Raw genomic sequence first — 25,768 nt, 5'->3', positions numbered from 1 at the left:
ACCAGCCCGCCAATCAGCGCTCAGCGCAGCTGACTGTCCTTGCTCGCGCGGCGGTTATACAGGCTGAACGCCGTTTGCTCTTTGTCGTGCTCGCTCTGGCAAGCGATGCACAGCTGCACGCCAGGTATAGCTTCACGTCGCGCCTGGGGAATGGGCGCGCCGCACTCTTCGCAGTCACGGCGACTCTCGCCCCGTGGCAGTTGGCTGCGGGCACGTTGGATTGCATCCTCGATGCTGTTATCGATCTGCTCTTGCACCGCCCCGTCGTTGGTCCACCCACCGGCCATAACACCCTCCACAACGATCAATGCCTTGGCAGGTATGGCCGAAACCAGCCCGCCTGGCAAGCGCAGCGATGGATTGCAGTCAGGGATCAGGCCGTCGCGGCGCGACGCTGGACCCATACCGAGAACACGCCACTGGCAATGATTACCCCCATCCCAATCAGCCCACCCAGATCAGGAACATGACCAAAGGTAACGAGGCCAACCAGTGCGGCGAAGACGATCTGCCCGTAGGTAAAGGGTGCCAGGGTGGCTGCGCTGGCATAGTTGTAGGCAACGCTCAACATCAGGTGGGCAACCATGGCCAACGCGCCAAGCGAAAGGATCATCAGGCCGTGGATGAGCTCCGGGGTTTCCCAGACAAAGGGCAAGGTCGCCCCGAACAACAGTGTGCCGACCAGGCTGGAGAGGTAATTGCTGGTCACCGGGTTGTCGGTGGCGTTCAAGCGTCGGGTCAGCAGCTGATACACGCCGAAGCAGATGGCGGCGCCCAATGGCAGCAGGATAGCCGGGGTAAACAGCGCACCACCGGGACGCACGATGATCAACACGCCTACCAAGCCCAGCAGCACCGCGCCCCATTGGCCAAGACTGATCGTCTCCTTAAGCAGTAGCACGGACAGTACGGTCACCACCAAGGGCGATAGAAACATCACCGCCGTGGCTTCGCCCAGCGGGATGTAGCGCAGCCCCGTAAGCAGCAAACCACTCACCCCGGTTAGGCACAAACCGCGGGCCAACTGCAACCAAGGGCGTTGGGTGCGCACCATGTTCAGGCCCTTGCGTGGCGCGAAAATCAGCGTCATCAGAAAGAACTGGGCGAAGTACCGCGCCCAGACGATAAGAAAGACCGGATACAACAAACTCATTTGCTTGGAAATGCCGTCGTGGCTGGCCAGCAAGAGGCCAGAACCGAGAATCAGCAAAACGCCGATCAACGGATTTTTCGAAGAACTCATGGAAAATGACTCAGGAAGAAAGCAAGCAGGGTTATAGTTAGCTAGCTAAGTATAGGCGCTGCGCGGTGCTGATTGCCAGTCTTCACACAGGCAAACTCCCAAGGCTTGCCATGGATCATGCGACAAGTCGCACGGCGCACCGTAGAATGCCTGGCCCGCGAACCAACGCCAGCTCACGACACCGGCTGACCGAGATTACGATGTACTCGATACGATTGATGACCGAAAACGACCTGCCCCAGGTTATGGAAATCCAACAGCAAGCCTACGAGACCGCCGTACTGGAAAGCGAAAGCGTAATCCGTGCGCGCCGCAGTAGCAGTCCGCAGCTGGCCTGGGTTGCCGAGGATGCAAGCGGGGTATGTGCCTACCTGTTCTGCTACCCGTCGCAGGTTGGCCAGGTCACCCCATTGGATGGCGACTTCAACAGCCCGGCGGATGCCGACTGCTTGTACCTGCACGATCTGGCGGTGGCTTCTCGCGCAGCCGGGCGTGGCATTGGTCCCGCATTGGTCAAACAAGCCCTGCAACGAGCGCGGCATCACCAGCTGCGCTATTCCGCGCTAGTCTCGGTACAGGATTCCCAGCCGTTCTGGTCGCGCCTGGGGTATGCCGAACACGCTGAGCTGGACCCACCCCATGCCGAACATCTGGCCAGCTACTGCATTCCCGCTACGTACATGGTGTGCCATCTCAATTGAAGTGCCTGACCGCAGGACACACGTGGTTACGTCCCGGTCGTCATCAACTGTTGAGGATCGGCGCATGCTTGGTAATACTGCGCCGCGATCCCCCACTCTACGAGGGGTCTTCCTCCTGCCAACTGTCTTTTGACAGGCCTACCTGTCCGTTACCATTGCATGCCGTGGAGCCAAACCAATGCTAAAGAGGAGCGATGTTGTCTGGAGCCTCGTAGGCCTTGGTGCGGTAGCCCTGTCCTGCTTTTTGCTTTACCAAGAAATTCGCGACATCTCCCTGGATGATCTGGCCGATAGCCTACTGGCCATTCCGCTGAGTAAATGGTTGCTCGCCGCCCTGGCCACCGCCGGCGCTTACTATGCTCTGGCCTGGTACGACCGCATCGCCATCGCCCACCTGGGCAAGAAGATTTCCTGGTGGTTCATCACCCTCTGCTCGTTTACCACCTACGCGCTGGCCCACAACATCGGCGCATCGGTGTTTTCCGGCGCACTGGTGCGTTACCGTGCCTACCGGACGAAGAACCTCAGCCCGCAAGAAATCGGTCTGCTGATCGTGTTCTGCTCCTTCACCTTCACCCTGGGCGCCCTCTTCGCCGGTGGCGTGGTGCTGATCATCCGCCCTGAATTGATCCACCGCGTCGCTGATGTCGACTCGTGGTTGTCGATTGTCATCGGCCTGAGCCTGGTCGGGCTGGTCGGCTTGTACGTGCTTGGTGCCTGGCGCCAGCTCAAACCGCTACGCATCGGCAAGTTCAATATCGAGTACCCGCGACTGAGCATTGTGCGCAAGCAGTTGATAGCCGGCCCGCTGGAACTGGCCTGTGCGGCGGCAATCATCTATTTCGCTCTGCCTAGCGAAGCCAACCCCGGTTACCTGACGGTGCTCGGCGTCTTCCTTGCTTCCTTCTCGCTGGCTCTTCTTTCCCATGCACCGGGTGGTCTGGGCGTCCTGGAAGTCACCTTTCTGGCCGCCATGCCCGAGTTCAGCACAACCGATGTCCTGGCCGCGCTGATCGTGTTCCGCGGTTTCTATTTGCTGCTGCCCTTTGCCCTGTCGCTGCTGGTGGTGCTGGGCTTCGAGTGGTCGCAATGGCATCAGAAGCGGGATGACAGCCTCGGGTCTGCTGAAGAGAACAACCAATAATCAAGCGCGTGCCCGCTTCGTCTGAACATCACTCTCGCCTACACTGCGCGCCCGTTTGACTGCACAGACTGTTGATCCATGACTCTCGCCCTACCCGCCCGTGCCTGCGGCATCGATTTTGGCACCTCCAACTCCACCGTCGGCTGGCTACGTCCTGATCAGTCGCCCCTGATCGCGTTGGAAGACGGCAAGTTCACGCTGCCCTCGGTGGTGTTCTTCAACCAGGAAGAGCGTCGTCCCGCGTTTGGCCGCCTGGCTCTGCACGAATACCTGGACGGCTACGAAGGCCGTCTGATGCGCTCGCTGAAAAGCCTGCTGGGCTCCAAACTGCTGAAAAGCGAGACCACCGTGCTCGGCAGCGCCGTGCCCTTCAAACAGATCCTCGCTCTATTCATTGGCGAATTGAAAAAACGCACCGAAATCGCCGCTGGCCGCAGCTTCGATCAGGTGGTATTGGGCCGTCCGGTGTTCTTCGTCGATGACGACCCCAAGGCCGATCAGGAGGCTGAAGACACCCTGGTAGCCGTTGCCCGCACGCTCGGCTTCAAGGACGTGTCTTTTCAATACGAACCGCTCGCCGCAGCCTTCGACTACGAGTCAGGCATCCAGAAGGAAGAGTTGGTTCTGATCGTCGACATTGGCGGCGGCACCTCGGACTTCTCTCTGGTACGTCTGTCCCCGCAACGCCGGCACAGCGCCGAACGTCAGGACGACATTCTCGCCACTGGCGGTGTGCACATCGGTGGTACTGACTTCGACAAGCAGCTCAGCCTGCAGGGCGTAATGCCCCTGTTCGGCTACGGCAGCCGGATGAAGAGCGATGCGCCGATGCCCACCAGCACCCACATGAACCTGGCCACCTGGCACACCATCAATGCGGTGTATGCGCAGAAGCACCAGTTGGCACTGAAGAACATGCGCTACGACATCGTCGACACTACCGGCATCGACCGCCTGTTCCGCCTAATCGAACAACGCGCCGGGCATTGGCTGGCAATCCAGGTGGAAGACAGCAAGATCGAACTCACCCATCAGGATCAACGATCCATCGACCTGTCACGCCTCGAGCCTGGCCTGAATGCCACGCTCAGCCGACCGCTGTTCGAACAGGCCATTGATGCCCAACTGCAACGCATCCGTACGGGTATCGAGGAATTGCTGACTCATGCAGGCGTGAACGCTGGCCAAGTCGACACGCTGTTTTTTACCGGCGGTTCCAGCAGCGTGCCGGCTCTGCGTGGCAGTGTCGCCACACTGCTGCCCAATGCACGATTGGTGGATGGCGATAGTTTCGGCGGTATCGGCAGCGGCCTGGCCCTGGAAGCCTTCAAACGCTACGGCTAGGCGGCTGGAACGGCTCGATTGCACAACGCAAAAACGAAGAGGGCCCCCGTGAGTACGGGAGCCCTCGTTTTTAGTGGGCGTGGTGCATCATCCCATGCTGCGCGGGAGCGGACTGCGGTGCGTCGGCTTGCACGGCAACCTCGACGGTTACCTCGCCTGCTTTCTCAAAACGCAGCGTCAGGGGAAAACGCTCCCCGGCCTGCATCTGCCGCGACAGCTCAAAGAGCATCACATGGTAGCCCCCCGGTACAAAATCCACCTGTTCGCCTGGCCCGATATCTACGACAGGCACGTGGTGCATCTTCATCAGGCCATCCACATGGGCATGCTCGTGCAGCTCAGCCTTGCCGGCCACAGGTGTACTAGCCCCCAGCAAACGATCTGCCTCGGCCCCGGTGTTCTGCAAGACGAAATAGGCGGCCGCGGCGGGCGCCGTAGGCGGCATGGCTCGCGACCAGGGATGGTCGATATGGATAGCACCGGCTTCATAGCTGTGGGCCTGCGCCAGACCACCAGCGACCAGGAAAACAACGCTCAACAAACATTTTTTCAGCGACATGGAAATTCCCCAAGGAGTGGCAAGAAGGAAGGAGGCCTGACGGCCGGTGTCTTCATTGCCACTTACGGGGCTCGAGGATGTTTCATCGGCCAACGCCGACGTGGCGAACGCTTGCCGAGCCTGCGCGCTATAACGGGTGCGCGGCGAGCTGTCGGTAGTCGCCATCCCGCATTCTGGCCTGTATCGCTGAGAGCCGGCGTTTGACACAGCGGGCATCGCCAATCGTCCGCCCCTTCATCCGCCATTCGCCCATCACTCGGCCCTGCTCCACTGGCCGTACAAAACGCCGTTTTCAGCCCACTCAGTGCCAAACCACTCGCCTGGCCATGGTGCAGGCCACAAAAGTGCAGGCTGAGCAGCACGCCCACGCACAGCGTCCAGGCGAGCAACGGATGGGGATGGCGGAAGAAAGGCATGTGGCGAACTCTAGCATTGCCGGGGGTGCGGGCAAATCGCCGCTCTGTAGCGTGATGCCGCATGCTTGGCCGCTCAAGGGAGCCGTGCGTCGATCACGCTCAGAGAAACTCGGTGACCGGGGGCGCATCACATAGCACAGGCCACGCAGTCCATTCCATATTCCCCCTTACGTCTGGGCTGTTTCGAGTTGCTGGTCCTTGTCCTCGCCGGCCAGCTCCGCTTCCCGCTCGGCGATGGCCCACTCCAGCTCCGGTGAGCGTTTGGCCCACTGTACCGGGGACAATGGCTTGGACCATTCCACCGCATCAGGGGCGGTGAGGTCAGGGAGATAGGCGAGTTTCTTGCGGAGTAGGTATTCCAATAAAATATCGTTGAAGACGATTTGGCCCAACCCTTCCCAGAGAAAGGCGAGCAGTGCGCCCCGCTCAGCCACGGCCTTGCGATAGTCATGCACATAGCTTTGCGAAAGGGTCATGTCGGCATTGGGCACTACGGTTGGCTCCGGTACGGCATGTGGTCCGACCTCCATAAAGCTGCGAATGCACTCCCACTGCGCCATGGCCGAGGTGCCGCCGCCCGGGCTGATCATCATCACCCAGCCTTCCTTGTCGGGGTGGTAGGACTCGTGCTCCTGGCCTTTCAAGGGCAGCCAAATAATCAACGCACCGCTGGTGCCAGCTCCGTAGGGACCGAGCTGGGTGGCGCTGGGGGTCACGGCATGCACCCGCTCCCAGGGCACAAACCAGAAACTGCCGTCTGGGCGTGTGACGCAGACCTCGCGCCGTTGGCGGTTGAAACGTAGAGGTGGGCCGAGGGGCTTGCGCCAAGCGCGGCTGTATTGCCACCACATGAAAGCCAGAAAGCTTACGGCAGGGACAACCATGATTAGATCCCCTGGCGGCGGCATGTAAGCAATGGCCCAAAGGCCAACAACAAACCCAATGAAACTGAGGGCCGACAGGACCAACCACCCCGCCCCCATAGCAAAGCTACCGATATCCAGGTAGACCTCGTTCTTGCGCCAGATCAGGTTGAGCAAATCCCTTGCGGGCTGTCCGGTAGGGATGGGTAGGGGCGCGAGATGCTCCTGTTTCCAGAGCAGCCCCTGGCGGGTTTCTCCGGCGTGGTTGGTCATGTGCGTTCCTTGGGTTTCAGCAGAGTGGAGTCGATTTTATGCGCCGGTAAACGGTCACTGGCCAGGTTACCCGCTGTGCTGTGGTGTTCAGTGACCTGCTTGCCACGAATGAGGTAGCGCACGCCATTCTGGCCGCCGACAGTCAGTGTGTCTTTATCCAGCACGCCGCTGCCCATGGCCAGCGGGTTGTGGTAGAGCACGCGCAGCTCCCAGGTGCCCATTAGAGCCGGCAACTCGCCGCTCAAGCGCAAGCCCATGCCCTGCTGGGCCGGTAGCCATTCCCTGCACAGCGACGGCAGAAACGCGGCGGTGCAGTCTCGAGCCACGTGACCGTCGATATTGGCCAGGCACAGGTACAGCTGGGTGTTGGTATCGGCACCGGGTAAGGTTAACTGCAGCTCCTTGGTCCGGTAGCCGGTGATGGCCGCACCATCGAAGCCAACGCGCTCGACCTGGGCATAGCCCTCGGCCCGCAGGTGGGGCTTGAACAGTAGGGTGAGCAGCGCCTGCAGTTCCTGGCCGCGTTGCTCGGGCGAGTCGTCCCAACGTTGTGCTTGACCCCAGCTGCATTGTTCGAGGAACAGCTGCATCTCGCTGTCCTTGAGCCACTTGTCCCAAGCGAAGTACAACCCCTCGACCAGCAGCACCAGCCAGCCGACCGGCACCATGCGCAGGCTGAACCAGCGCACCGCCTGGGCGGTGGTCCACTGGTTGGTGATTACCATCCAGGTGGCGTGGCCACCCAATCCGGTTTGCACGCCCATCAGACCGCTCATGGCGCCTTCCCGGCCAAGCCTCGCCCAGTGGTCGGTAGTCCAATAGGCGTCTTCCTTCTGCATTTCGAAGGTAAGTTTTGCCAGGCCAGCGATGCTGGCGAAAGCAGCCAGGAGCCCCGTGGTTGCGCCCAGGAGCGTGACGGTAGGCGCTTTAAAGCGACGCCGTTGAAATTCTGTCTTTCCGCGAGCGCCCAAGGCCATAGCTGTCGCCGCCGATAGAGCCGCACCGGTGGAGAAGAAAGCCGCAATATGTTCACTTGCCCGAACCCCAGCATCTCCCCGGCCCTGATCGCGCAGGCTAAGCTGAAACAGGTTTGCGCCGTTGAGCAAGAGCGCGGTCAACGGCAGCACGCCGCCGTAGTGGTTTACCCCGCGTAGAGCATTCGGGGTCAGACCCTGCTGCATCCGCTTTCCAGTCTCCAGGGCCCAGGCACTAAGTTTGCGGCCGTTCTCGCCAGCCAGGCGCAGGCCGTCTCGAGCTTGTTCGAGGGCGAAGTCGTTGAGGGTGGCGCGCAAGCGCAGGAGTAGCGCCTGGATCGGCTTGGGAAACTGCTCGACAAGCGTGGCGGGCAGTGCGCGCAGGCCCTTGAGGTGTTCTTCCAGCAGAGCGGCGAAGGCCGCCGAAAGACGGGTAATCGTCACGTTCAGGGGATGATCAACGGTGTCGTTCAGGCCGGCCAGCCAGTGCAGCTTGCCAGCGGCAACCAACCCGGCGATCCGTTCGCGGGCAGCCTCCGAGGTCGGGGCGGTGAGCACGTCCTGAAGGTTGTTGGCGCGACCTGCGCTGTCCAGAACATTCGTCAAGGTGGGTGTGAAACCGCTCGCCAGCAGGCTGAACGGCTGATTCGGCTGCGGGCTGCGCAGCAGGTTGCTTGCGATTTTCACGCCTGGGCCGGTGCTGCACAGCAGGCCGAGACTCTCCAACGCCAGTCTGGACAGGTGCGCACAATGGTCGGCGTTGTCATAGTCGGCGTACCAGAGCGCCGGGCCATGCAGCGGCAGGACATGCTCCTGGTCCGCATAAATCTGTTCGCGGCGTTCCCTCAGCCAGCGGTGATGCGCATCGGCGACCTCGGTGACCCAGGCTTTCATTTCCTCCAGGCGTACGCGCTGAGACACCTGATGGCCGCTTCGGCTGCCGCTTATGTGGCGTGCCTTATCGGCGCGGTAGGTCATCACCAGATCGCGCAATTGCCCCTCGATGTCGGCGGGCAGGAAGGTGCGCAGCGGTGCCAGGATGGCATCCTGCTGGTGATGTAGATCGGCGATCAGACCGTCCGCCGCTGCATGGCCGATTTGGTGGCGCTGCTGCTGGTTGATGACAGTCTCGCGCGCCCACAGTGGCTGCATGTCACGCTGGGCCTGCAACAGCGCCTCGCCGTGTTCAGGCGCGAGCTGCAGGTCCCGGTCCCTATACCGGTAGGAGAGTTGGCTGGCCAGTTCGGCGCCGTCTTCTTCTACAAGGCTGTTGATAAAGCCGGCGAGCAGGGCCTTGTGACCGTTCGCCTCGTCCCAGTCTTCTTGACGCTGATTGACGGTGGCTTGAGCCTGGTTGAGGTCGCGCAGCACGCCCAAGTGGTCATCCACCACGGCGAAGACACCGTACAGGCCGCTGGCTTGGCGGGTCGCTTGGTCCAGCCAGTCCTCGGCAGCAGGCACATCCCAGGCCTCGGTGCTCCACTCCCCTGGTAGGTTCTGCTCGGCGGAGGGATGCCGCTCCGCAGCGTCTTCACGTTCACGCGTCCAGCGCATGGCGTCGACGTAGGCTTTGATGGTGTCGGGGGTAGGGTTGCTGGCCGCTTGTTGTGCGAGGGTGTCGGTCGCGGCATGGTATTTCTCGCCGTTACGGTGTTGATCGCTCGCCAGGGCGTGGTCACGCACACTGGGCATCAGCTCGGCAATGAGTTTTTGAGCATCCGCCAACGCTGGGCAATGAGTTGCTTGTAACTGTTGCACCACCGTGGTTAGTGCGACCTGGCGCATGCGTTGCTGACGGAAGCCGGGCTCCGTGAGCTTTTGGCAGCTCTCAGCGGCCAGAGGCATATCGGCGTACATCAGCCAGGCATCGTGTTGCTTGTCCAGGGCCAGGCCGGCCAATTTCCCTTCATCAATGGGCGTGTCGCCTTCATCGAGGCCCTGTTCAGTCAGCCAGCCGTTCTTGCCGACGCCGAATCGGCGTAGCGGACCCTGGCCGTGCCAGAGATACAGATAACCCTGGCGCAGCCGGCGCAGTGCCATGGGCTGGCTCTTGAGGGTGTAGCCGGGTTTAGCACAGGCATGGTCGGCTTGTTCTTCCGCCAGCGCATAGCGTGCGGGGACGATGAACAGCTCGGCTTCCCGCGCTGGGCAGGCGCTGACGGGGCTGGACAGATCGTCCCGTTCAAAACCGGCCTGAGCGGCTTGGTCGGCACGACTCAGGGCCAAGGCATTGTCGGGGGCAGTCATACGAGGGTTTCCTTGGCAAGCTGGAGCTGCTGGTACTGCGCATACAGCAGGGCATCTTCCAGGCGCTGATCCGGCAGGCGTCCGGGTTGCGCGAGCAGCGCTCGGTAGTGGTTGTGGTGAGGCGCCTCGGGAAAGTCGTCGCCGAGCAGAACGACCAGGCCGCTCCAACGCGCCACCTCGGCAGCGCTTGCGTAGCCATATAGTTCGGCGCCGTCCCGGCAGCAACGGACCAGGCGCTGTTGCTCTAATGCATCCAGCGCGCCAAGCCGATCGGGAAAATGGTTTTGCAGGTGCTGCGACAAGCGCTTGTCGAACTCAGCCTGCTTGGCTTGATTGAGCAGATCGAGTTGCGCGGCGCTTAACAACAGCCAGGGCTGATCGGTGTAGGGCGTGGGCATGCGAGCGGGCCCGGTGCGCTGCAGGATGACGGGCTGACCTGCCTCGTCGGGGATCACGAAGCGCTCCACGGGCCCCATGCAATAGTCACGCTCTTCAGCGCTGAGGCTTTCGAGCCACAGCGGCAGAATACGTGGATCGTAATAGCGAAAGAGGACGCTGCCACCGTTTTCCAGCCGGGCGTGAACCAGGCTGCGCAGGTGTTCATGCAGATGAGCGTGCTCGGCATCGCTGACCAGGTGTATGCCGGCAGTGGTCTGCCAGTGCGCTTGAAAATGCCCGAACAAGGATGAGCCCGGCTGCGTGCGAACCAGCACGGGACCGCTTTCGGCCAAGCTAGCGTATAGGGTTTTCTGGTAGAGCAGCGCGCAGTCGGTGGCATCTTGCAGCCGGTAAACCTGCTGCATGAGATCGTCGATCTGTGCGCCATCAAGAAGCAGGTAATGGTTCGTGCTGGACATCAGGCCGTCTCCGTCGTCTGGCAAATCTCGCAGACCGGCTGAGCATTACGTGCGGCATTTTTGAGGGCCTGTTTCTGTGCCTGAACCTGCAAGGCTGAACTATCAGTGGATCTCGATGTGCCCGCTGGGGAGGAAGTGACTTCGGGCTGTTCTGATAGCATGGGCAACTCCGGCTTGGCCCCCGAACCACTCCCCGCATTCCCCCCGGAATTAATCTTCACCTGCCCACCCACCAGCGTTACACCGCTGGCATCCAGCTTGACGAAGCTACCGCCGGCCTTGAGGGTGAGTTCGCTGCCGGCTTCCATGACCACTTTCATCCCGCTGGACAGGTGAATTTCCTGACCGGCATCGATGAACTGCCCAGTAGCGATCCTCACATGCTGGCTGCCGTTAACGGTCAGGTGATCATCGGCCTTGAGCTCAACCAGGCGGTTGCCCTGGGTGATGCGGTGTTCTTCGGCGCTCAGTTCGGTGTAGCTGTTGGCGATGACGCGGTCGTGGCGCTCGTGGCCGACGTGCACGACCTGGTCATGTTGAATGTGCTGCTCCCAGTCGCGCTGGGCATGGATATAGATTTGCTCGGCATCTTTGCGATCTTCGATGCGCAGTTCATTGAAGCCGTCGCCTCCGGGCGAGCTGAGGGTTTTGAACACTGTGCGGGTTTTATTTGCCGGCAGCTCGTAGGGCACCGGATTCTCGGTGTGGTACAGGCAGCCAGTGACCAGCGGCTGGTCGGGATCGCCTTCCAGAAAGCTGACCAGCACTTCCATGCCCACGCGGGGGATGCTTAAAGCACCGTAGCGGTCGCCGGCCCAGCCGCTGGCTACCCGCAGCCAGCAACTGGTCTTGTCATCGGCCTGGCCTTCGCGATCCCAATGGAACTGAACTTTGATGCGGCCATAAGAATCGCAGTGGATCTCTTCGCCCTCGGGTCCTGTGACCACAGCGCTTTGGCTGCCCAGCACGCGCGGTTTGGGATGCTGCAACGCGGGCCGATACGGGGCGTCCCACGGCGTAGCGCTGAAGCGGTTGCGATAGCCTTGGATAAAACCATCGACCGACGGACTGTCGCTGCTCATTTCGCCCAAAACCTGGGGCTGTTTACCCTCGTGATGCAGCTCGGTAAGCAGCCAGAGATCGTTCCAGTCAGTGCGGGAGTGATCGGTCAGGGCGAGGAAATGTCCGCTGGCCAGCAGCGGCTGATCGCTTTCACCCTGCGCCAACTCAGCATCGTGGCGATAGCGTTCCAAGGCGCGCTGGCTGAGGTGTTTGCCGCGTTCGCGGTCAACGAAACGACCGGGAAAACCGTAATCCTCCAGCGCGGGACCGGTCTCAACGGCGGCCTCGCCCGTCAGCAGCAGGCGAGGTTTTTCAAAATCGTAATCGCGACGAATCACATGGTTGGTACGCGTCGCCACACGTACGCCGAATTGTTTTATGGCCGGCTCGTCGGCAACCTGCCCGCTGTCAGGTTGGTACAGGGTGGGCGCCAGTTTCGGAAAGGGCGTCTGATCGTCGCCGAAGACCAGAACATGCCCGCCTGAACTGTGCTGGAAGTGGTAATGGATGCCCTCCTCCTCACACAGGCGCTGCACGAAGTGCAGATCGGATTCACCGTACTGCACGCAGTACGTACGCTCGGGATAGGTGGCGCCGAGCTGAAAACGATACGCGTCGGCTTGCATGCTGTGGGCATCGAACACCTGACGGATAATCTCCTCCACCGTCAGTTGCTGAAAGATGCGCTGTGTATAACTGTGGGCCAGGTACGCAAGGTGCGGACGCAAGCCGAACTGATAACGAGTCAGCCGCTCACCGGGGTCGCCCTGGGCGATGCGATAGATCAGCCCATGTATGCCGTTGCCAGCAGACGACAGCGTCAGGAATGCCGGCTGATGCAGCAGGCTGTGCAGATCGAGATCGGCGCGCTCGCTGACCAGTTCCAGCTCGAAGGCATAGGGCTGGCTGATGGCCTCAAAGCCGGTGAAGGCCAGCACCTGGAAGTCGTGCTCGACACCGGGAAGGCTCAGGCGAAACTGGGCGTGATTGGCGGGCGCGAACATCGTGATACCTCGTGATCGTCCGTGAAATGAATCGTCCGTGAAACCCCTTCGGCCTGCGGGGGGAAAGGCCGAAGGGGGAAGCCAGAGGTTAACCGACGTTCGCTGTGCGCCAGTCGTCCGAACCGGAGGTGCCGGCAACTTCGTGAGTCCAGACGATCTTGCGGTAGGTGAAGTAGACGTCTTCCAGGTGGGTGAAATGGGACATGGCCGGGTCCTGGCAGTTGGGCATGCGCGACTGCACGTCGACGATCACCGCATCTTCCAGCTCGATGGTGAAGTAGTGCTCCTGAGTGCCGGTGGCCGAGGTGCGGTACCACTCCAGGCGGCACTTGTTCAGACGCTCGCCGGAGGTCAGGGCGTTGAAGATCAGCGGCGAGGACTTGTCGAACACCTTGGTGATCATCAGCGGCTTGTGCACGCGCTGGCCGGTGGGCTGACCGGACTGCGGGTCGCGGGGGATGATCACCTGGTGGCTGAAGGCCTGGACCAGGATCTGGTCTTCATGGCCTTCCTGGAAGATGTTGCCGACCGAGTCTTCGGTGAAGGTGCCGGCGGTGATCAGGCCTTGCTTGCTGCCTTCGATGGACAGAAAAGAGGGAGTGGGCATATGGGGGTGCTCCTTGCGGGTGGTGATGAATCGCTGTGTCGATTCGGAACCCGGAGCCAGGCGAATTCAGTGCCAGATTTAAATTACCTTTAAATATCAGCCAGATACGCCAATCGCCCAACACCTCTCAAACCATTCAGGCCCATTCTCTCGCAAGAAGCTGCGCACTGCAGGCAATCGCTTGCGCATCACCCTAAGTGACAGCCCACCGAGGCGGCCCGCCCTAGACCGCTCGGGTTACCCCGAACGGCCAGGCAACAAGTGGCGCAACCGCCCGGCCGCTAGGACAGCGTGCTCAGTGCCTGGCGCTCCAACTGTCCGCTGTACCAGGCCAGCACTGCCGCCAACAATGCACAACCGGCAATCACCATTGCCATGGGCAGCGCACTGCCATCGTGCAACACGCCGACCAGTGCCGAGGCCAGCCCCGCCACCGCAAATTGCAGGCTGCCCATCAAGGCCGAAGCGCTGCCCGCCTGGTGGCCCTGGCGAGCCATAGCGCAGGCCGCCGCATTCGGCGCAATACACCCGAGGCAGGCCATGCTGAGAAACAACGGAATCATCAGCAGCCACAGCGGCACCGCGTCCAAACTGGCCAGTGTCAGCAATGACAAGGCGCACAGCAAATACAGCCCGCTCAAGCGCCGCAACCAGAACCCCGGTCCGCGAAAACGCATCAGCCAGGCATTGATCTGCGCCGCGATGATAAAGCCCGCCGCGTTGGTGCCGAACAGCCAGCCATAGTGCTCGGCCGGAATGCCGTACAACTCGATGAATACAAAAGGCGAACCGGCGATATAGGCGAACATGCCGGCCATGGCCAGGCCCCCGGAGAGCCCGAAGGCGAGGAATTCATGATCCCCGAACAACCCTACGTAGCGCTTCAAGGTACCGCGCAGGGGCGCGCGGGGCAGTTGGGTCGGAAGGGTTTCCGGCAACCACAGGGCAATCCCCAGCCCCGCTAGGATACTGAACAGGGTGAGGCTGATGAAAATCGACCGCCAGCTGAACAACTCGAGCAACAGCCCACCGAGCATGGGGGCGAGAATCGGGGCCAGGCCCATGACCAACATCAGCTGGGAAAATACTTTGGCGGCATCCACCGGCTCGCACAGATCACGCACCACCGCGCGTGAGACCACCATTCCCGCGCACCCACCGAGCGCCTGCACAAAGCGCGCAGCAATCAGCCATTCCAGGCTAGGCGCCAGGGCGCAGGCCGCAGACGCCAGGGTAAACAGGCTGACGCCGAACAACAGCGGCCCGCGGCGGCCAAAGCGGTCGGCCAATGGTCCGTAGATCAATTGCCCCAGAGCCAGGCCGATGAAGTACACGGCTAGTGACTGCTGCACATGCTCGACATCCGTCGCAAAATCACGGGCCAGCGCCGGGAAACTCGGCAGATAAAAATCAATGGCCAGCGGCCCGAACGCGGACAACGCGCCGAGCACCAAGAGCAAGCGTAAAGGCATGTGGGGGCAAATCTCCGAGCGAACCGGCAGCGAAGCGCTGTCAAAAAAGAGAACAAGCGGGGCTGGCGACTTTCTTACATACATTGACGTTTGTAAATAGGGGGTCGACAATGCTTGCTCTATGACATCCCCTGGCCAGGTTCTCTCCAAAATATATCTATGCGCCGCACCAAAGAAGATGCCGAAAAAACCCGCACCTCCATTCTTGCCGCAGCTGAAGTGCTGTTTATGGAGAAAGGGGTTGCTCATACCAGCCTGGAGCACATCGCCCGCGCCGCGGGAGTGACGCGGGGCGCGGTGTATTGGCACTTTGAAAACAAGGCGCACCTGTTTAACGACATGCTCAACCAGGTGCGTTTGCCGCCTGAGCAATTGGCGGAAAAGCTCAGCTCCGATCCGGAACTCTCCCTGCAGTCACTGTGCAATCTGTGCATTGCCGGGCTGAAGTTGCTGACCCAAAGCGAGCAAAAACGCCGCCTGCTGACCATTCTCATGCATCGCTGCGAATTCACCGAAGAGCTGCGCGAAGCGGAAGATCGCAACAACCTGTTCATCCAGCAGTTCATCGACATTTGCGAACGCCTGCTGACTGACTGCCAAACCCGCGGGCAATTGCACCCAGGTATCAGTGCCTTTCAAGCCTCGCGCGCCGTACATGGCATGCTGATCGGGCTGATCAGCGATTGGCTGCGCGCGCCCCACTTGTTCGACCCCGAGCGCGATGCCGCCCCCATGTTCGAGGCGCTGTTTCGCGGGCTGATTCGCGACCCACTGCCTAAAGCTTGACCTTGCCACGAGGTCAAGCTTGAGCATAGGGTGACCTTTCAGGAGGACACCTTATGTCGGCCACTGTCGATTTCCCCATCAACGGCATGACCTGTGCCAGCTGCGTCGGTCGCGTCGAACGCGCCTTGGAAAAAGTCCCCGGCGTGCAACGCGTCCAGGTCAATTTGGCCAGCGAGCGCGCCCATGTCGAGACTGAAGGTGTGGCTCTCGATCAGTTGATCGATGCCGTGGACCGCGCCGGCTACAGCGTACCCAGCCAACATGTCGAGCTGGCCATCGAAGGCATGACCTGCTCCAGCTGTGTCGGCCGCGTCGAACGCGCCCTGCTCAAGGCACCTGGTGTGCGCCGTGCCAGCGTCAACCTGGCCAGCGAGCGTGCCCACGTCGAATTACTTGGTCAGCCCGATCCCGCTGCGCTGATTCAGGCGGTGAACAAGGCCGGCTACCGGGCCAACCTCATCGGCGAGCGCCAGCCCGCCACACACACTGCCGAACAGCGCTTGCGCCGCGAGCGCTGGACAGTAATCGCCGCCCTGGTCCTGGCCGCCCCGCTGGTGATCCCCATGTTCGGCGACCTGTTCGGCCAGCACTGGATGCTGCCGGCCTGGGCGCAGTTCCTGCTCGCCACCCCAGTGCAATTCATCCTCGGCGCACGCTTCTACAAGGCGGCCTACAAGGCCGTGCGCGCCGGTAGCGGCAACATGGACCTGCTGGTCGCGCTGGGCACCAGCGCCGGCTACGGGCTGAGCCTTTATCAATGGTGGGCCACGCCGGCCGGGCAGATGCCTCACTTGTATTTCGAAGCTTCGGCGGTGGTCATCGCCTTGGTGCTGCTGGGCAAATATCTGGAAAGCCGCGCCAAGCGCCAAACCAGCGCGGCGATTCGTGCCCTTGAAGCCCTCCGCCCGGAACGCGCTCTGCGCCTGGTCGAGGGACGTGAGGAAAATGTCGCCATTGCGGCTCTGCGCCTGGGTGACATCGTGGTGGTCAAGCCCGGCGAACGCTTCCCGGTGGATGGCGAAGTAATCGACGGCGAAAGCCAGGCCGACGAGGCATTGATTTCCGGCGAAAGCCTGCCCGTGACCAAGCAGCCCGGCAGCCCAGTGACCGGTGGGGCCATCAACGGCGAAGGCCGGCTGATCGTGCGTACCACGGCCCTGGGCGGGGAAAGCGTGCTGGCGCGCATTATCCGCCTGGTGGAAGACGCCCAGGCGGCCAAGGCGCCCATTCAGAAACTGGTCGACCGGGTCAGTGAAGTGTTCGTCCCGGCGGTGCTGGTCATCGCCCTGTTCACCCTTGGCGGCTGGCTGCTGGCCGGCGCTGCGCTGGAAACCGCGCTGATCAACGCCGTGGCCGTGCTGGTCATTGCCTGCCCTTGCGCCCTGGGCCTGGCCACGCCTGCCGCGATCATGGCCGGCACCGGCGTGGCGGCGCGCCACGGCATCCTGATCAAGGACGCCGAAGCCCTGGAAGTCGCCCACGCCGTTACCTCAGTGGCCTTCGACAAGACCGGCACCCTGACCTCCGGCAAACCGCGCATCGTCCATCTGCATGCTGTCGATGGCGATGAAGCCTCGCTGTTGCGCCTGGCCGGCGCTCTGCAACGCGGCAGTGAACACCCGCTGGCCCGCGCCGTGCTGGATGACTGCGCCGAACGCCAATTGGTAGTACCCGAGGTCCAAAACAGCCAGGCCCTCAGCGGCCGCGGCATTGCCGGCGCATTGGAGGGCCGTCAATTGGCCCTGGGCAATCATCGTCTACTGGTGGAAAGCGGCCTGCAGCCAGGGGATTTAGCGCAGCGCGCAGCCGACTGGGAAGCCGAAGGGCGCACCCTGTCCTGGCTGATCGAAACCGCACCGAGCGCTCGCGTGATCGGCCTGTTCGCCTTTGGCGACACGCTCAAGGACGGCGCAGCCGAAGCTGTCGCCGCCTTGCATGAGCGCAGCATCCGCACTCATCTGATCAGCGGCGACAATCGTGGCAGCGCCAACGCCGTAGCCCAGCGCCTGGGCATCGACGATGTGCATGCCGAAGTGCTGCCGGCCGACAAGGCCGCCGAAGTGGGCCGGCTAAAAGAGGATGGTGGGGTCGTGGCGATGGTTGGCGACGGCATCAACGATGCGCCCGCACTGGCCGCCGCGGATGTCGGCATCGCCATGGGCGGCGGTACCGACGTGGCGATGCACGCCGCTGGCATTACCCTGATGCGTGGTGATCCACGCTTGGTGCCCGCCGCGCTGGAAATCAGCCGGCGCACCTATGCGAAGATCCGCCAGAACCTGTTCTGGGCGTTCATTTACAACCTGATCGGCATTCCGCTGGCTGCGCTGGGCTTCCTCAGTCCGGTGGTCGCTGGCGCGGCCATGGCGCTGTCCAGCGTCAGCGTGGTGAGCAACGCGCTGCTGCTGAAAACCTGGAAACCGAAGGAGTAGACCCATGAACATCGGTCAGGCAGCCAAACAGAGCGGTCTATCCGCCAAGATGATCCGTTACTACGAATCCATCGGCCTGTTGATGCCGGCCGGACGTGGCGACAATGGTTACCGCCGCTACAACGCCACTGACCTGCACCGCCTGGCCTTTATCAAGCGCGCCCGTGACCTGGGTTTTTCTCTGGAGGAAGTCGGCAAGCTGCTGACCCTCTGGCAGGACCGCCAGCGCGCCAGCGCCGACGTCAAGGCGCTGGCCAGTGACCACATCGCTGAGCTAAATCGCAAGATTGAGGAATTGACCAGCCTGCGCAACACCCTCCAAGAGCTGGTCGAGCATTGCCACGGCGATGATCGACCGGATTGCCCGATTCTCAAGAGCCTGGAAACCGGAGGTTGCTGCAGCGGGCATTGACGGCAGCATAGTTCGCGTGGGATGGCATGGTTCGGTGCAGGCTCATGGTGGACGAGAAAGCGTCGTCCACGGGTTAATGCTTGCCCTTGGAGCCAGCGTGCTGGCGAAGCTTCTAACTTCGGGTGATCGCGAGCAAGCTCGCTCCTGCATAAGCAGGTAGGGTGGATGTCGTTTTTTACATCCACCATGACCCCGCAGGGTGGGGATCAGAACAGCGCGATCCACCCCGCGAAAAATACAGCGTAACCCATCGCCGTCAGAGCTGCGCCTGCAGATAGTTCTGCAGGCCGATACGCCCGATCAGGCCGAGCTGCTGCTCCAGCCAGTAGGCGTGGTCTTCTTCCGTGTCCTTGAGCTGGGCCTTGAGCATGTCGCGGGTGACATAGTCGCCGTGCTGTTCGCACAGCTCGATGCCTTTGGCCAGCGCCGCACGCACCTTGTACTCCAAGGCGAGATCGCTGCGCAGCATTTCTTCCACCGTCGCGCCGGGATTGATCGCATCGGGGACCATGTCCGGCGTGCTTTCCAGGAACAGGATACGTTTCAGCAGCGCATCGGCGTGCTGGGTTTCCTCTTCCATTTCATGATTGATGCGCTCGTAAAGCTTGCTGTAGCCGAAATCGTCGTACATCCGGGAATGCAGGAAATACTGATCCCGGGCCGCCAATTCGCCCTTTAGCAGGCTTTTCAGATAGTCGACGACCTGTGCGTGCCCCTGCATCTCAAACTCCTCGAACCGATACGAACTAACAAGCGACAAGCTTCGGCGCCACGACAGCGGCGGTCAAGTTTTCCCGCTGATTCAGGCGATTCGCCGCACCCGTGACGGATGTTTATTGCATCCAGGGCGGCGGCGGTTCCATATCGCGCGGTGCATCCTCGGCATTGAGCATCGCCTCACGGCGCGCCTGCTCGGCCAGAGTCGCCTTGATCTCGCGCATGACCGACTCGACATCAGCCTCTTCTTCCGGCTCTTCGAACTCGCCGGTGAGCACCGTGTCCGGCGTCAGCTCGCCGACCTCGTAGAGTGCCCACATTTCCTTGGCGTACTTGGTGTAGCGCAGCTCAGGCGCGAACTGACCAAAGTACTCAGCCATGTTGCGCACGTCACGCTCGAGCATGGCGAAGGCATGGTTGTTGCCGGCGGCGTCCACGGCTTGGGGCAGATCAATGATCACCGGGCCGTAGGGATCGAGCAGCACGTTGAACTCCGACAGGTCGCCGTGCACCAGGCCTTCGCAGAGCATCTTGACGATCTCGCCGATCATGAAGGCATGGAATTCGCGGGCGTCTTCGGGCAACAGATCGACGTCGTTGAGCCGCGGCGCGGCATCGCCGGCGCCGTCGGACACAAGCTCCATCAATAGCACGCCGTCTAGGAAGTCATAGGGTTTTGGAACGCGCACGCCGGCGCCGGCCAGCCTGAACAACGCGGCCACTTCAGCGTTTTGCCAGGATTCCTCCTGCTCCTTGCGACCGTATTTAGAGCCCTTGGCCATCGCGCGCATCGCTCGGCTGCTGCGTACCTTGCGGCCTTCCTGGTATTCGGCGGCCTGGCGGAAGCTACGCTGGTTAGCCTCCTTGTACACCTTGGCACAGCGCAACTCGGAGCCACAGCGCACCACATACACGGCGGCTTCTTTGCCGCTCATCAGCGGGCGTACTACCTCGTCGATCAGGCCATCCTCTTGCAGAGGGAGCAATCGTTTTGGGGTTTTCATCGGCGTTTCTGCACTTCCTTGCCAGGCAGTCAATCGGCGGCACGCAGAGTACGGCAAAGCAACGTTGGCCGCCATGCATGCGCATGGCATTCATCGCTCTGTTTACAAGACAGGCTCACCGAGAGCGTTATCAAGGCGCTGCGCTTACCCCCAGAATGGGTGGATGAACCTGTGCATAACCTGTAGAGCGAGAGTTCCAGGCCAGGCCTGACAAGCCTTAGGAAGTGGCGTTCATTTTTCAGTCAGTGGCAAATGGATCGTGCACAGATAATGTGCACGAGGCTGTGGACAATCTGTTCAACCCTGCCTGGACGCCAGCATTGACGCGCTCTGACGCCGTACGCTCAGTATTTGAGCAGCCCGGGCTATCAGGCCGACAGCGAATGTGCAGATTTATACAGCGGAGCGCTTGCCCACAGTAACCGGGGATGACCCTGTGGAAAAGCTGTTCAGACCACTCCCCGAGCGTGGCAGTCGCTGGCCTTGCCGCCGTCGAACAATTCTTGACCGGTTCTGGAAACTTAGCCACAGACGCTGGGCAACACCCTGTCCAAAGGCTGTGGGTAAGCGCAGCCAAACCACACAATCCGTGGCTTGGCGCGCAGCGTTCAGTTTTTGTTCAACGCTCCAGAATGGCCACCACGCCCTGCCCACCCGCCGCGCAGATGGAGATCAGCCCGCGCTTGCCCTCACCCGCCACGCTGAGCAGCTTGGCCAGGTTGGCAACAATACGACCGCCCGTAGCGGCAAAGGGGTGCCCAGCCGCCAGTGAGCTGCCCTTGACGTTGAGCTTGCTCCGATCAATGGCGCCCAGCGGCGCGTCCAGCCCCAGGCGCGCTTTACAGTAGTCCGCATCCTCCCAGGCCTTGAGCGTGCACAGCACCTGGGCGGCAAAGGCTTCATGGATTTCGTAGTAATCGAAGTCCTGCAGAGTCAGGCCGTTGCGCTCCAGCAAGCGGGGCACGGCATACACCGGCGCCATCAACAGTCCTTCCTGGCCATGCACGAAATCCACCGCCGCCGCTTCGCCATCCTTGAAATACGCCAGAATCGGCAAACCACGCGCCCTCGCCCAGTTCTCGCTGGCCAACAGCACCACAGACGCACCGTCGGTCAACGGGGTCGAGTTGGCGGCCGTCAGCGTGCCCCGGGCACTACGCTCGAACACCGGTTTTAGGGTGGCGAGCTTGTTGAGGTCGATATCGGGGCGCAGGTTCTGATCGCGACTGAGGCTGAGGAACGGACTGAGTAGATCGCTCTGCCAGCCCTCGGCATAGGCTGCGGCCAGTTTTTGATGGCTCTCGTAAGCCAACTGATCCTGTTCATCGCGAGGAATCTGCCACTGCTGGGCCATACGCTCGCAATGCTCACCCATGGACAGCCCGGTACGCGGTTCGCCATTGCGGGGAATGCTCGGGGCCAGATGACCAGGACGCACCTTGAGCAGGGCCCTGATCTTGTCGCCGGTGGATTTGGCCCGGTTGGCCGCCAGCAGAATCTTGCGCAAGCCTTCGTTGACGCCGATTGGCGCGTCGGATGTGGTATCCACGCCGCCCGCGATGCCACTCTCGATCTGCCCGAGGGCGATCTTGTTGGCCACCAGCAGCGCCGCTTCCAGGCCGGTGCCACAGGCCTGCTGCAGGTCATAGGCTGGGGTTTGCGCCGAGAGGCGCGAACCGAGTACGCATTCTCGTGTCAGGTTGAAGTCCCGTGAATGCTTGAGCACCGCACCGGCCACCACTTCACCAAGGCGCTCGCCGTGCAGGTTGAACCGCTCGATCAGGCCTTCCAGGGCCGCGGTGAGCATGTCCTGATTGCTGGTGGTGGCGTAGGCGGTATTGGAACGAGCGAACGGAATACGGTTGCCGCCGACGATGGCGACCCGGCGTAGCTGGGTCATACAGACTCCTGTGCGATAAACGTGCAATGAACATTCGCTACAGGCTAGCCTGCGCTACATCTCTCGCATTGGCCGCCTCGCCGGTTCCTCGTGAATACCGGTCAATGCCAGGAGCCACTCAGCGCGTAGAGTGTTTCGCCATTCGTCCTCAGGGAGACCATCATGTCCGACCGTTATATCGATTTCGCCAACTCCTCGCTGGGCCGCCAGGTGGTGCGCCGCGTCGGCCTGCCCGCGCCGCTGCGCCTGCAACGCTGGATAAGCGGTCAGTCACGCCCTGTAGACGGCGCCTTGCTGGTCGGCGGCGGACCGCTGCTGGCCCAGGCATTGCCGGCGCTGCAGCGTCTGGGCAATGAACTGTATGCCAATGGCGAAGGCGTGGCTCTGCCGGCCTGGAATGCCGCGCTGACGTCCAAACTCAAGGCCCTGGTATTCGATGCCAGCGACCTGCAGCGTCCCGAGCAACTGATCGCGCTGCGCAATTTCTTCCAGCCTGCCCTCGGCCACCTGGACAGCTGCCCGCACATTGTCGTGCTCGGTCGCGCGCCCGAATCCCTCAGCGATCCGTTCGCAGCCAGCATCCAGCGCAGCCTGGAAGGATTTACCCGCTCGCTGGGCAAGGAAGTGCGCCGTGGCGGCACCGTGCAGTTGCTGTATGTCGGTGAAGGCGCCGAAGCGCAACTGGAAGGCGCGCTGCGCTTTTTCCTATCGCCCAAGAGCGCCTATGTGTCGGGCCAGGTGCTGCGCCTCAGCCGAACCGCTGCCGAGGTCAAGGATTGGACACGTCCACTGGCCGGCAAGAAAGCTCTGGTCACGGGGGCGTCACGGGGCATCGGTGCCGCCATTGCCGAAACCCTCGCACGCGACGGCGCCGAAGTGACCCTGCTCGACGTACCCGCTGTCACTACCGCACTTGAAGCCTTGGCCGCGCGCCTGGGCGGGCATAGCCTGGCCCTGGACATCTGCGCCGAGGATGCCCCGCAACAATTGGTGCAGGCGCTGTCCGGCGGCGTGGATATCGTCGTGCATAACGCCGGCATCACCCGTGACAAGACCTTGGCGAAGATGAGCGAGGCGCTGTGGAATTCGGTAATCGACGTCAACTTGCTGGCCCCGCAGCGCCTCACCCAGGCGCTGCTCGACGCCGGCACGCTGCGCAATGACGGCCGCGTGGTGCTGATCGCCTCGATCAGCGGCATCGCCGGTAACCTGGGGCAGACCAACTATGCGGTGAGCAAAGCCGGGCTGATCGGTTTGGCCCAGGCGTGGGCGCCGATTCTGGGCGAGCGCGGCATTACCCTCAACGCCGTGGCGCCGGGCTTTATCGAAACGCAGATGACCGCTGCCATTCCGTTCACCATCCGCGAAGCCGGTCGGCGCATGAACTCCATGAGCCAGGGCGGTCTGCCTCAGGACGTCGCCGAAGCCGTGGCCTGGTTCGCCCAGCCGAGCAGTGGTGGTGTCAGTGGCCAAGTCTTGCGGGTGTGCGGGCAAAGTCTGCTGGGGGCGTGACTGTTGCAATCAGCGGCCTGCAATTGCAAGGCGATTCTTAGCATTGAATTCGCCCTGTTGCCGCGCGCTCGGGAAAGCAGGTGAGCGAAGCCTTGTACCGTGTCAGTCGACACTGACCGTGGGCGCCTTGGCCCTGTTTTGCCGACCCTTGCGACGAAACTCCACCGGCGTCTCGCCGATCCAGCGCTTGAAGGCACGATAGAAAGTGCTCGGCTCGGAGAATCCGGTGCGCTCGACGATCACCTCGATGCGTTCGTCGGTATTGAGCAGAAGCTCCTTGGCCAGGCGGCAGCGGTAGTCAGTGACCAGGTCATTGAAACGCACCCCCGCCATGGCCAGGCGTTCACGCAGTCGCCGCGAAGGCATGTTCAGGCGCAAGGCGACCTGCTCCAGGGTGGCGCCACCGTCCACCAGCAACACGGCGATCAGCTCACGCACCTGGCGTACCAGATCAAGGCGCTCCACTTCATGCAATTGCCGGCGCGCCAGCGACTCATGCATGCGCAGCAGCTCCGGCGCTGCATGGCGCGAGGGTTTTTCCAGAACGCCGGCGCTGAACACCAAGGCATAGCGTGGCGCATTCAGGCGCACCGGACAGCCGTAGACATCGTGGTAGCGCTCGGGCGTCGCGCCTTCGGCATGCATCAACTGGACTTCAAGAGGGGTGAATTCACCGTCGGTGAGGGCGCTAAACAGACGAATCGCCGCGCCCATGAGCATTTCCGGAAAATGCCGCACGGCCCCGGCATCCATGCCCAGCACCAATGTGGCGCGCTCGCCGTCGAGCTCCAGGCTGCCGGCTAGCAGGTCGGATAACAGTCGCGTATAGCGCAAGGCATGGCGCAGGCCTTCACCGAAGGTGGCGCTGGACAGGAACAGGTATTCAAGCAGCAAGCCATGGAAGGCGGGTAAATACCCGGCCAGGTGCAGGCCGACATCCTGCTCTTCGCAAGCCTCGGCGCAGGCCTGCCAGAATTGCAGTTGCGCCGTATGGGGGAAACGGCTCGCCGGTAACGCGCCTTGCGGCAGGCCGACTCGCGTCAGAACCCGTTCGGGATCAACGCCACTGGCGCGCAACGCCTCGATTACCGGGCGCATCAGCGCCACATCGTCGGTCAGATCTTGCATCATTATTTTTAGTTTTTCTTGTTGAGCGTGGCGCAGTCATCTTAGTCAGCTTTAGGGGCGATACTCAAGAACGCCAGGCATTGAGGCAGGCAGAACGATTGGCTGCTTTGTCATGGCCTCTCGTCGCGCGCGGCCAATGTACCCAGGCGCCGGGACGATAAATCTGTAGGTAATCGGAACAAGGGAGATAACCGATGCTGATCCAAGATCTGCCCCATCTGCCAGCCTTGCCCAGCCTGTTCGCCCGTGCCGTGCTGCGCCGTGGCACCCGAGGCGCGACGCTGCCCTTGCGGGGGCTGAGCTGTACGCTGATGGTCGACCCGCATAACCTGGCGCGCTATCGGCAGTTGTGCGGCTTCGCGGACGATGGACTGCTGCCCCCCACCTATCCGCATATCCTCGCTTTCGCCTTGCAGATGAAACTGCTCACGGCCGATGACTTCCCCTTTCCGCTGCTGGGCCTGGTGCATCTGGAAAACCACATCAAGGTGCTGCGCCCGCTCGGCGGCCTCGGACCCTACCGGGTGAGCGTAACGTTGGACGCCCTCGCCCCCCATGACAAAGGCACCACCTTCGGCCTGATCACCCGCCTCGAAGACCAGCTCGGCCTGCTCTGGGAAGGCAACAGCCGCATGCTTTATCGCGGCCTGCACATCGACGGCCCGGCCGTGGAACGCACCGAACACGCATCGTTTCCGCTGGAAGAAATCGCCCGCTGGCGTGCGCCAGCGAATATTGGCCGCCAGTACGCGCGGGTCGCCGGCGATTACAACCCGATCCACATGAGCGCCATCAGCGCCAAGCTGTTCGGTTTTCCCCGTGCCATCGCCCACGGCCTGTGGAACAAGGGTCGCGCCCTGGCTGCCCTTGGTGATCGCTTGCCCAGGGCCGGTTATGACGTAGAAGCGCGCTTTCAGAAGCCGGTCCTGCTGCCCAGCGACGTGCGCCTGCTGGCCAGCTCGCCGGCCGACCATGGCCAGTTCAGCTTGCGTAGCACCCAGGACCTGCCGCATATGGCCGGCCAATGGAATCTGTGGAAGTCATAGACCGCAGACTGACTGACAATGAGTTCGCCCCGGCGCGCCGAGATCCGGGATAATCCGCAGGTTCA

At 62.0% G+C, this 25,768-nt stretch carries 22 protein-coding genes; 8 read left to right on the top strand and 14 right to left on the bottom strand.

The window, feature by feature from the left end:
- Nucleotides 1–20: 20 nt before the first annotated feature.
- Both H9642_RS02155 and H9642_RS02150 read right to left on the bottom strand, forming a co-directional pair.
- On the bottom strand, nt 21–287 hold the full coding sequence (locus tag H9642_RS02155) for a DksA/TraR family C4-type zinc finger protein (RefSeq protein WP_251835341.1): 267 nt from the start codon (nt 285–287) through the stop codon (nt 21–23).
- A gap of 86 nt (nt 288–373) precedes the next feature.
- Complete coding sequence (locus H9642_RS02150) at nt 374–1,243, bottom strand: DMT family transporter (RefSeq protein WP_251834765.1); 870 nt, start codon at nt 1,241–1,243, stop codon at nt 374–376.
- Nucleotides 1,244–1,461: 218 nt separating this feature from the next.
- On the opposite strand from H9642_RS02150, the gene H9642_RS02145 reads away from it, so the two are divergent.
- The 3 genes from H9642_RS02145 (at nt 1,462) to H9642_RS02135 (ending at nt 4,432) form a co-directional block, all read left to right on the top strand.
- A complete protein-coding gene (locus tag H9642_RS02145) occupies nt 1,462–1,944 on the top strand; it encodes a GNAT family N-acetyltransferase (protein ID WP_251834764.1) in 483 nt (160 codons plus the stop codon).
- Nucleotides 1,945–2,122: 178 nt separating this feature from the next.
- Nucleotides 2,123–3,088, top strand: a complete 966-nt coding sequence (locus H9642_RS02140) for a lysylphosphatidylglycerol synthase transmembrane domain-containing protein (RefSeq protein ID WP_251834763.1) — start codon at nt 2,123–2,125, stop codon at nt 3,086–3,088.
- Between the two features lie 78 nt (nt 3,089–3,166).
- Nucleotides 3,167–4,432 (top strand): Hsp70 family protein, encoded by a 1,266-nt coding sequence (locus tag H9642_RS02135; protein ID WP_251834762.1) that lies wholly within the window; start codon nt 3,167–3,169, stop codon nt 4,430–4,432.
- 70 nt (nt 4,433–4,502) lie between these two features.
- Here H9642_RS02135 and H9642_RS02130 read toward each other — a convergent pair whose 3' ends face one another.
- From H9642_RS02130 to H9642_RS02095, 8 genes are all read right to left on the bottom strand, one after another.
- On the bottom strand, nt 4,503–4,991 hold the full coding sequence (locus H9642_RS02130) for a copper chaperone PCu(A)C (RefSeq protein ID WP_251834761.1): 489 nt from the start codon (nt 4,989–4,991) through the stop codon (nt 4,503–4,505).
- Nucleotides 4,992–5,053: 62 nt separating this feature from the next.
- Entirely contained in the window at nt 5,054–5,407 is a 354-nt protein-coding gene (locus H9642_RS02125; RefSeq protein WP_251834760.1) for a DUF2946 family protein, read from the bottom strand.
- A gap of 167 nt (nt 5,408–5,574) precedes the next feature.
- On the bottom strand, nt 5,575–6,543 hold the full coding sequence (locus H9642_RS02120) for a hypothetical protein (protein WP_251834759.1): 969 nt from the start codon (nt 6,541–6,543) through the stop codon (nt 5,575–5,577).
- Nucleotides 6,540–9,764: a toxin VasX gene (locus H9642_RS02115; protein WP_251834758.1), complete on the bottom strand. Its 3,225-nt coding sequence runs from the start codon at nt 9,762–9,764 to the stop codon at nt 6,540–6,542. The genes H9642_RS02120 and H9642_RS02115 overlap by 4 nt, the downstream gene beginning before the upstream one ends.
- A complete protein-coding gene (locus H9642_RS02110) occupies nt 9,761–10,621 on the bottom strand; it encodes a DUF4123 domain-containing protein (protein ID WP_251834757.1) in 861 nt (286 codons plus the stop codon). The genes H9642_RS02115 and H9642_RS02110 overlap by 4 nt, the downstream gene beginning before the upstream one ends.
- A complete protein-coding gene (locus tag H9642_RS02105; RefSeq protein WP_251834756.1) occupies nt 10,621–12,687 on the bottom strand; it encodes a type VI secretion system Vgr family protein in 2,067 nt (688 codons plus the stop codon). Before H9642_RS02105 ends, H9642_RS02110 begins: the two co-directional genes overlap by 1 nt.
- Before the next feature lie 88 nt (nt 12,688–12,775).
- Nucleotides 12,776–13,294 (bottom strand): Hcp family type VI secretion system effector, encoded by a 519-nt coding sequence (locus H9642_RS02100; RefSeq protein WP_251834698.1) that lies wholly within the window; start codon nt 13,292–13,294, stop codon nt 12,776–12,778.
- Nucleotides 13,295–13,575: 281 nt separating this feature from the next.
- Nucleotides 13,576–14,766 (bottom strand): Bcr/CflA family multidrug efflux MFS transporter, encoded by a 1,191-nt coding sequence (locus H9642_RS02095; protein ID WP_251834755.1) that lies wholly within the window; start codon nt 14,764–14,766, stop codon nt 13,576–13,578.
- Between the two features lie 159 nt (nt 14,767–14,925).
- Here H9642_RS02095 and H9642_RS02090 point away from each other — a divergent pair, with 159 nt between their 5' ends.
- The 3 genes from H9642_RS02090 to cueR are packed head-to-tail and all read left to right on the top strand — an operon-like array spanning nt 14,926 to nt 18,396.
- The gene (locus tag H9642_RS02090; RefSeq protein ID WP_251834754.1) at nt 14,926–15,552 is read left to right on the top strand and encodes a TetR family transcriptional regulator; all 627 of its coding nucleotides are present in this window, start codon (nt 14,926–14,928) and stop codon (nt 15,550–15,552) included.
- A gap of 53 nt (nt 15,553–15,605) precedes the next feature.
- Nucleotides 15,606–17,984: a heavy metal translocating P-type ATPase gene (locus tag H9642_RS02085; protein ID WP_251834753.1), complete on the top strand. Its 2,379-nt coding sequence runs from the start codon at nt 15,606–15,608 to the stop codon at nt 17,982–17,984.
- Between the two features lie 4 nt (nt 17,985–17,988).
- Nucleotides 17,989–18,396, top strand: coding sequence for a Cu(I)-responsive transcriptional regulator (gene cueR / locus H9642_RS02080; RefSeq protein WP_251834752.1), 408 nt, complete (start codon nt 17,989–17,991; stop codon nt 18,394–18,396).
- A 256-nt stretch (nt 18,397–18,652) separates the two neighbouring features.
- Here cueR and bfr read toward each other — a convergent pair whose 3' ends face one another.
- The 3 genes from bfr to H9642_RS02065 all read right to left on the bottom strand — a co-directional run bounded on the left by bfr (nt 18,653) and on the right by H9642_RS02065 (nt 22,017).
- On the bottom strand, nt 18,653–19,117 hold the full coding sequence (gene bfr, locus H9642_RS02075) for a bacterioferritin (RefSeq protein WP_251834751.1): 465 nt from the start codon (nt 19,115–19,117) through the stop codon (nt 18,653–18,655).
- A gap of 112 nt (nt 19,118–19,229) precedes the next feature.
- Nucleotides 19,230–20,117 (bottom strand): PA4780 family RIO1-like protein kinase, encoded by an 888-nt coding sequence (locus tag H9642_RS02070; protein ID WP_251834750.1) that lies wholly within the window; start codon nt 20,115–20,117, stop codon nt 19,230–19,232.
- 619 nt (nt 20,118–20,736) lie between these two features.
- On the bottom strand, nt 20,737–22,017 hold the full coding sequence (locus H9642_RS02065) for an acetyl-CoA C-acetyltransferase (protein ID WP_251834749.1): 1,281 nt from the start codon (nt 22,015–22,017) through the stop codon (nt 20,737–20,739).
- Between the two features lie 162 nt (nt 22,018–22,179).
- Here H9642_RS02065 and H9642_RS02060 point away from each other — a divergent pair, with 162 nt between their 5' ends.
- Nucleotides 22,180–23,529: a 3-oxoacyl-ACP reductase gene (locus H9642_RS02060; protein ID WP_251834748.1), complete on the top strand. Its 1,350-nt coding sequence runs from the start codon at nt 22,180–22,182 to the stop codon at nt 23,527–23,529.
- A 102-nt stretch (nt 23,530–23,631) separates the two neighbouring features.
- Here the strand turns inward: H9642_RS02060 and H9642_RS02055 are convergent, their stop codons facing one another.
- The gene (locus H9642_RS02055) at nt 23,632–24,657 is read right to left on the bottom strand and encodes an AraC family transcriptional regulator (RefSeq protein ID WP_251835340.1); all 1,026 of its coding nucleotides are present in this window, start codon (nt 24,655–24,657) and stop codon (nt 23,632–23,634) included.
- Nucleotides 24,658–24,851: 194 nt separating this feature from the next.
- On the opposite strand from H9642_RS02055, the gene H9642_RS02050 reads away from it, so the two are divergent.
- Nucleotides 24,852–25,703 (top strand): MaoC family dehydratase, encoded by an 852-nt coding sequence (locus tag H9642_RS02050; protein WP_251834747.1) that lies wholly within the window; start codon nt 24,852–24,854, stop codon nt 25,701–25,703.
- Nucleotides 25,704–25,768 lie beyond the last annotated feature (65 nt).

Source organism: Serpens gallinarum, assembly GCF_014836765.1.
In the GTDB taxonomy this organism is placed as follows: Bacteria; Pseudomonadota; Gammaproteobacteria; order Pseudomonadales; family Pseudomonadaceae; genus Serpens; species Serpens gallinarum.
The sequence above is the reverse complement of the archived record's forward strand: the minus strand, read 5'-3'. Positions and strand labels throughout refer to the sequence as shown.

Excerpts from the sequence above, each read along its gene's own strand:
- H9642_RS02155 (WP_251835341.1), bottom strand. The coding sequence starts at position 287 with ATGGCCGGTGGGTGGACCAACGACGGGGCGGTGCAAGAGCAGATCGAT.
- H9642_RS02150 (WP_251834765.1), bottom strand. The coding sequence starts at position 1,243 with ATGAGTTCTTCGAAAAATCCGTTGATCGGCGTTTTGCTGATTCTCGGT.
- H9642_RS02145 (WP_251834764.1), top strand. The coding sequence starts at position 1,462 with ATGACCGAAAACGACCTGCCCCAGGTTATGGAAATCCAACAGCAAGCC.
- H9642_RS02140 (WP_251834763.1), top strand. The coding sequence starts at position 2,123 with ATGCTAAAGAGGAGCGATGTTGTCTGGAGCCTCGTAGGCCTTGGTGCG.
- H9642_RS02135 (WP_251834762.1), top strand. The coding sequence starts at position 3,167 with ATGACTCTCGCCCTACCCGCCCGTGCCTGCGGCATCGATTTTGGCACC.
- H9642_RS02130 (WP_251834761.1), bottom strand. The coding sequence starts at position 4,991 with ATGTCGCTGAAAAAATGTTTGTTGAGCGTTGTTTTCCTGGTCGCTGGT.
- H9642_RS02125 (WP_251834760.1), bottom strand. The coding sequence starts at position 5,407 with ATGCCTTTCTTCCGCCATCCCCATCCGTTGCTCGCCTGGACGCTGTGC.
- H9642_RS02120 (WP_251834759.1), bottom strand. The coding sequence starts at position 6,543 with ATGACCAACCACGCCGGAGAAACCCGCCAGGGGCTGCTCTGGAAACAG.
- H9642_RS02115 (WP_251834758.1), bottom strand. The coding sequence starts at position 9,764 with ATGACTGCCCCCGACAATGCCTTGGCCCTGAGTCGTGCCGACCAAGCC.
- H9642_RS02110 (WP_251834757.1), bottom strand. The coding sequence starts at position 10,621 with ATGTCCAGCACGAACCATTACCTGCTTCTTGATGGCGCACAGATCGAC.
- H9642_RS02105 (WP_251834756.1), bottom strand. The coding sequence starts at position 12,687 with ATGTTCGCGCCCGCCAATCACGCCCAGTTTCGCCTGAGCCTTCCCGGT.
- H9642_RS02100 (WP_251834698.1), bottom strand. The coding sequence starts at position 13,294 with ATGCCCACTCCCTCTTTTCTGTCCATCGAAGGCAGCAAGCAAGGCCTG.
- H9642_RS02095 (WP_251834755.1), bottom strand. The coding sequence starts at position 14,766 with ATGCCTTTACGCTTGCTCTTGGTGCTCGGCGCGTTGTCCGCGTTCGGG.
- H9642_RS02090 (WP_251834754.1), top strand. The coding sequence starts at position 14,926 with ATGCGCCGCACCAAAGAAGATGCCGAAAAAACCCGCACCTCCATTCTT.
- H9642_RS02085 (WP_251834753.1), top strand. The coding sequence starts at position 15,606 with ATGTCGGCCACTGTCGATTTCCCCATCAACGGCATGACCTGTGCCAGC.
- cueR (WP_251834752.1), top strand. The coding sequence starts at position 17,989 with ATGAACATCGGTCAGGCAGCCAAACAGAGCGGTCTATCCGCCAAGATG.
- bfr (WP_251834751.1), bottom strand. The coding sequence starts at position 19,117 with ATGCAGGGGCACGCACAGGTCGTCGACTATCTGAAAAGCCTGCTAAAG.
- H9642_RS02070 (WP_251834750.1), bottom strand. The coding sequence starts at position 20,117 with ATGAAAACCCCAAAACGATTGCTCCCTCTGCAAGAGGATGGCCTGATC.
- H9642_RS02065 (WP_251834749.1), bottom strand. The coding sequence starts at position 22,017 with ATGACCCAGCTACGCCGGGTCGCCATCGTCGGCGGCAACCGTATTCCG.
- H9642_RS02060 (WP_251834748.1), top strand. The coding sequence starts at position 22,180 with ATGTCCGACCGTTATATCGATTTCGCCAACTCCTCGCTGGGCCGCCAG.
- H9642_RS02055 (WP_251835340.1), bottom strand. The coding sequence starts at position 24,657 with ATGCAAGATCTGACCGACGATGTGGCGCTGATGCGCCCGGTAATCGAG.
- H9642_RS02050 (WP_251834747.1), top strand. The coding sequence starts at position 24,852 with ATGCTGATCCAAGATCTGCCCCATCTGCCAGCCTTGCCCAGCCTGTTC.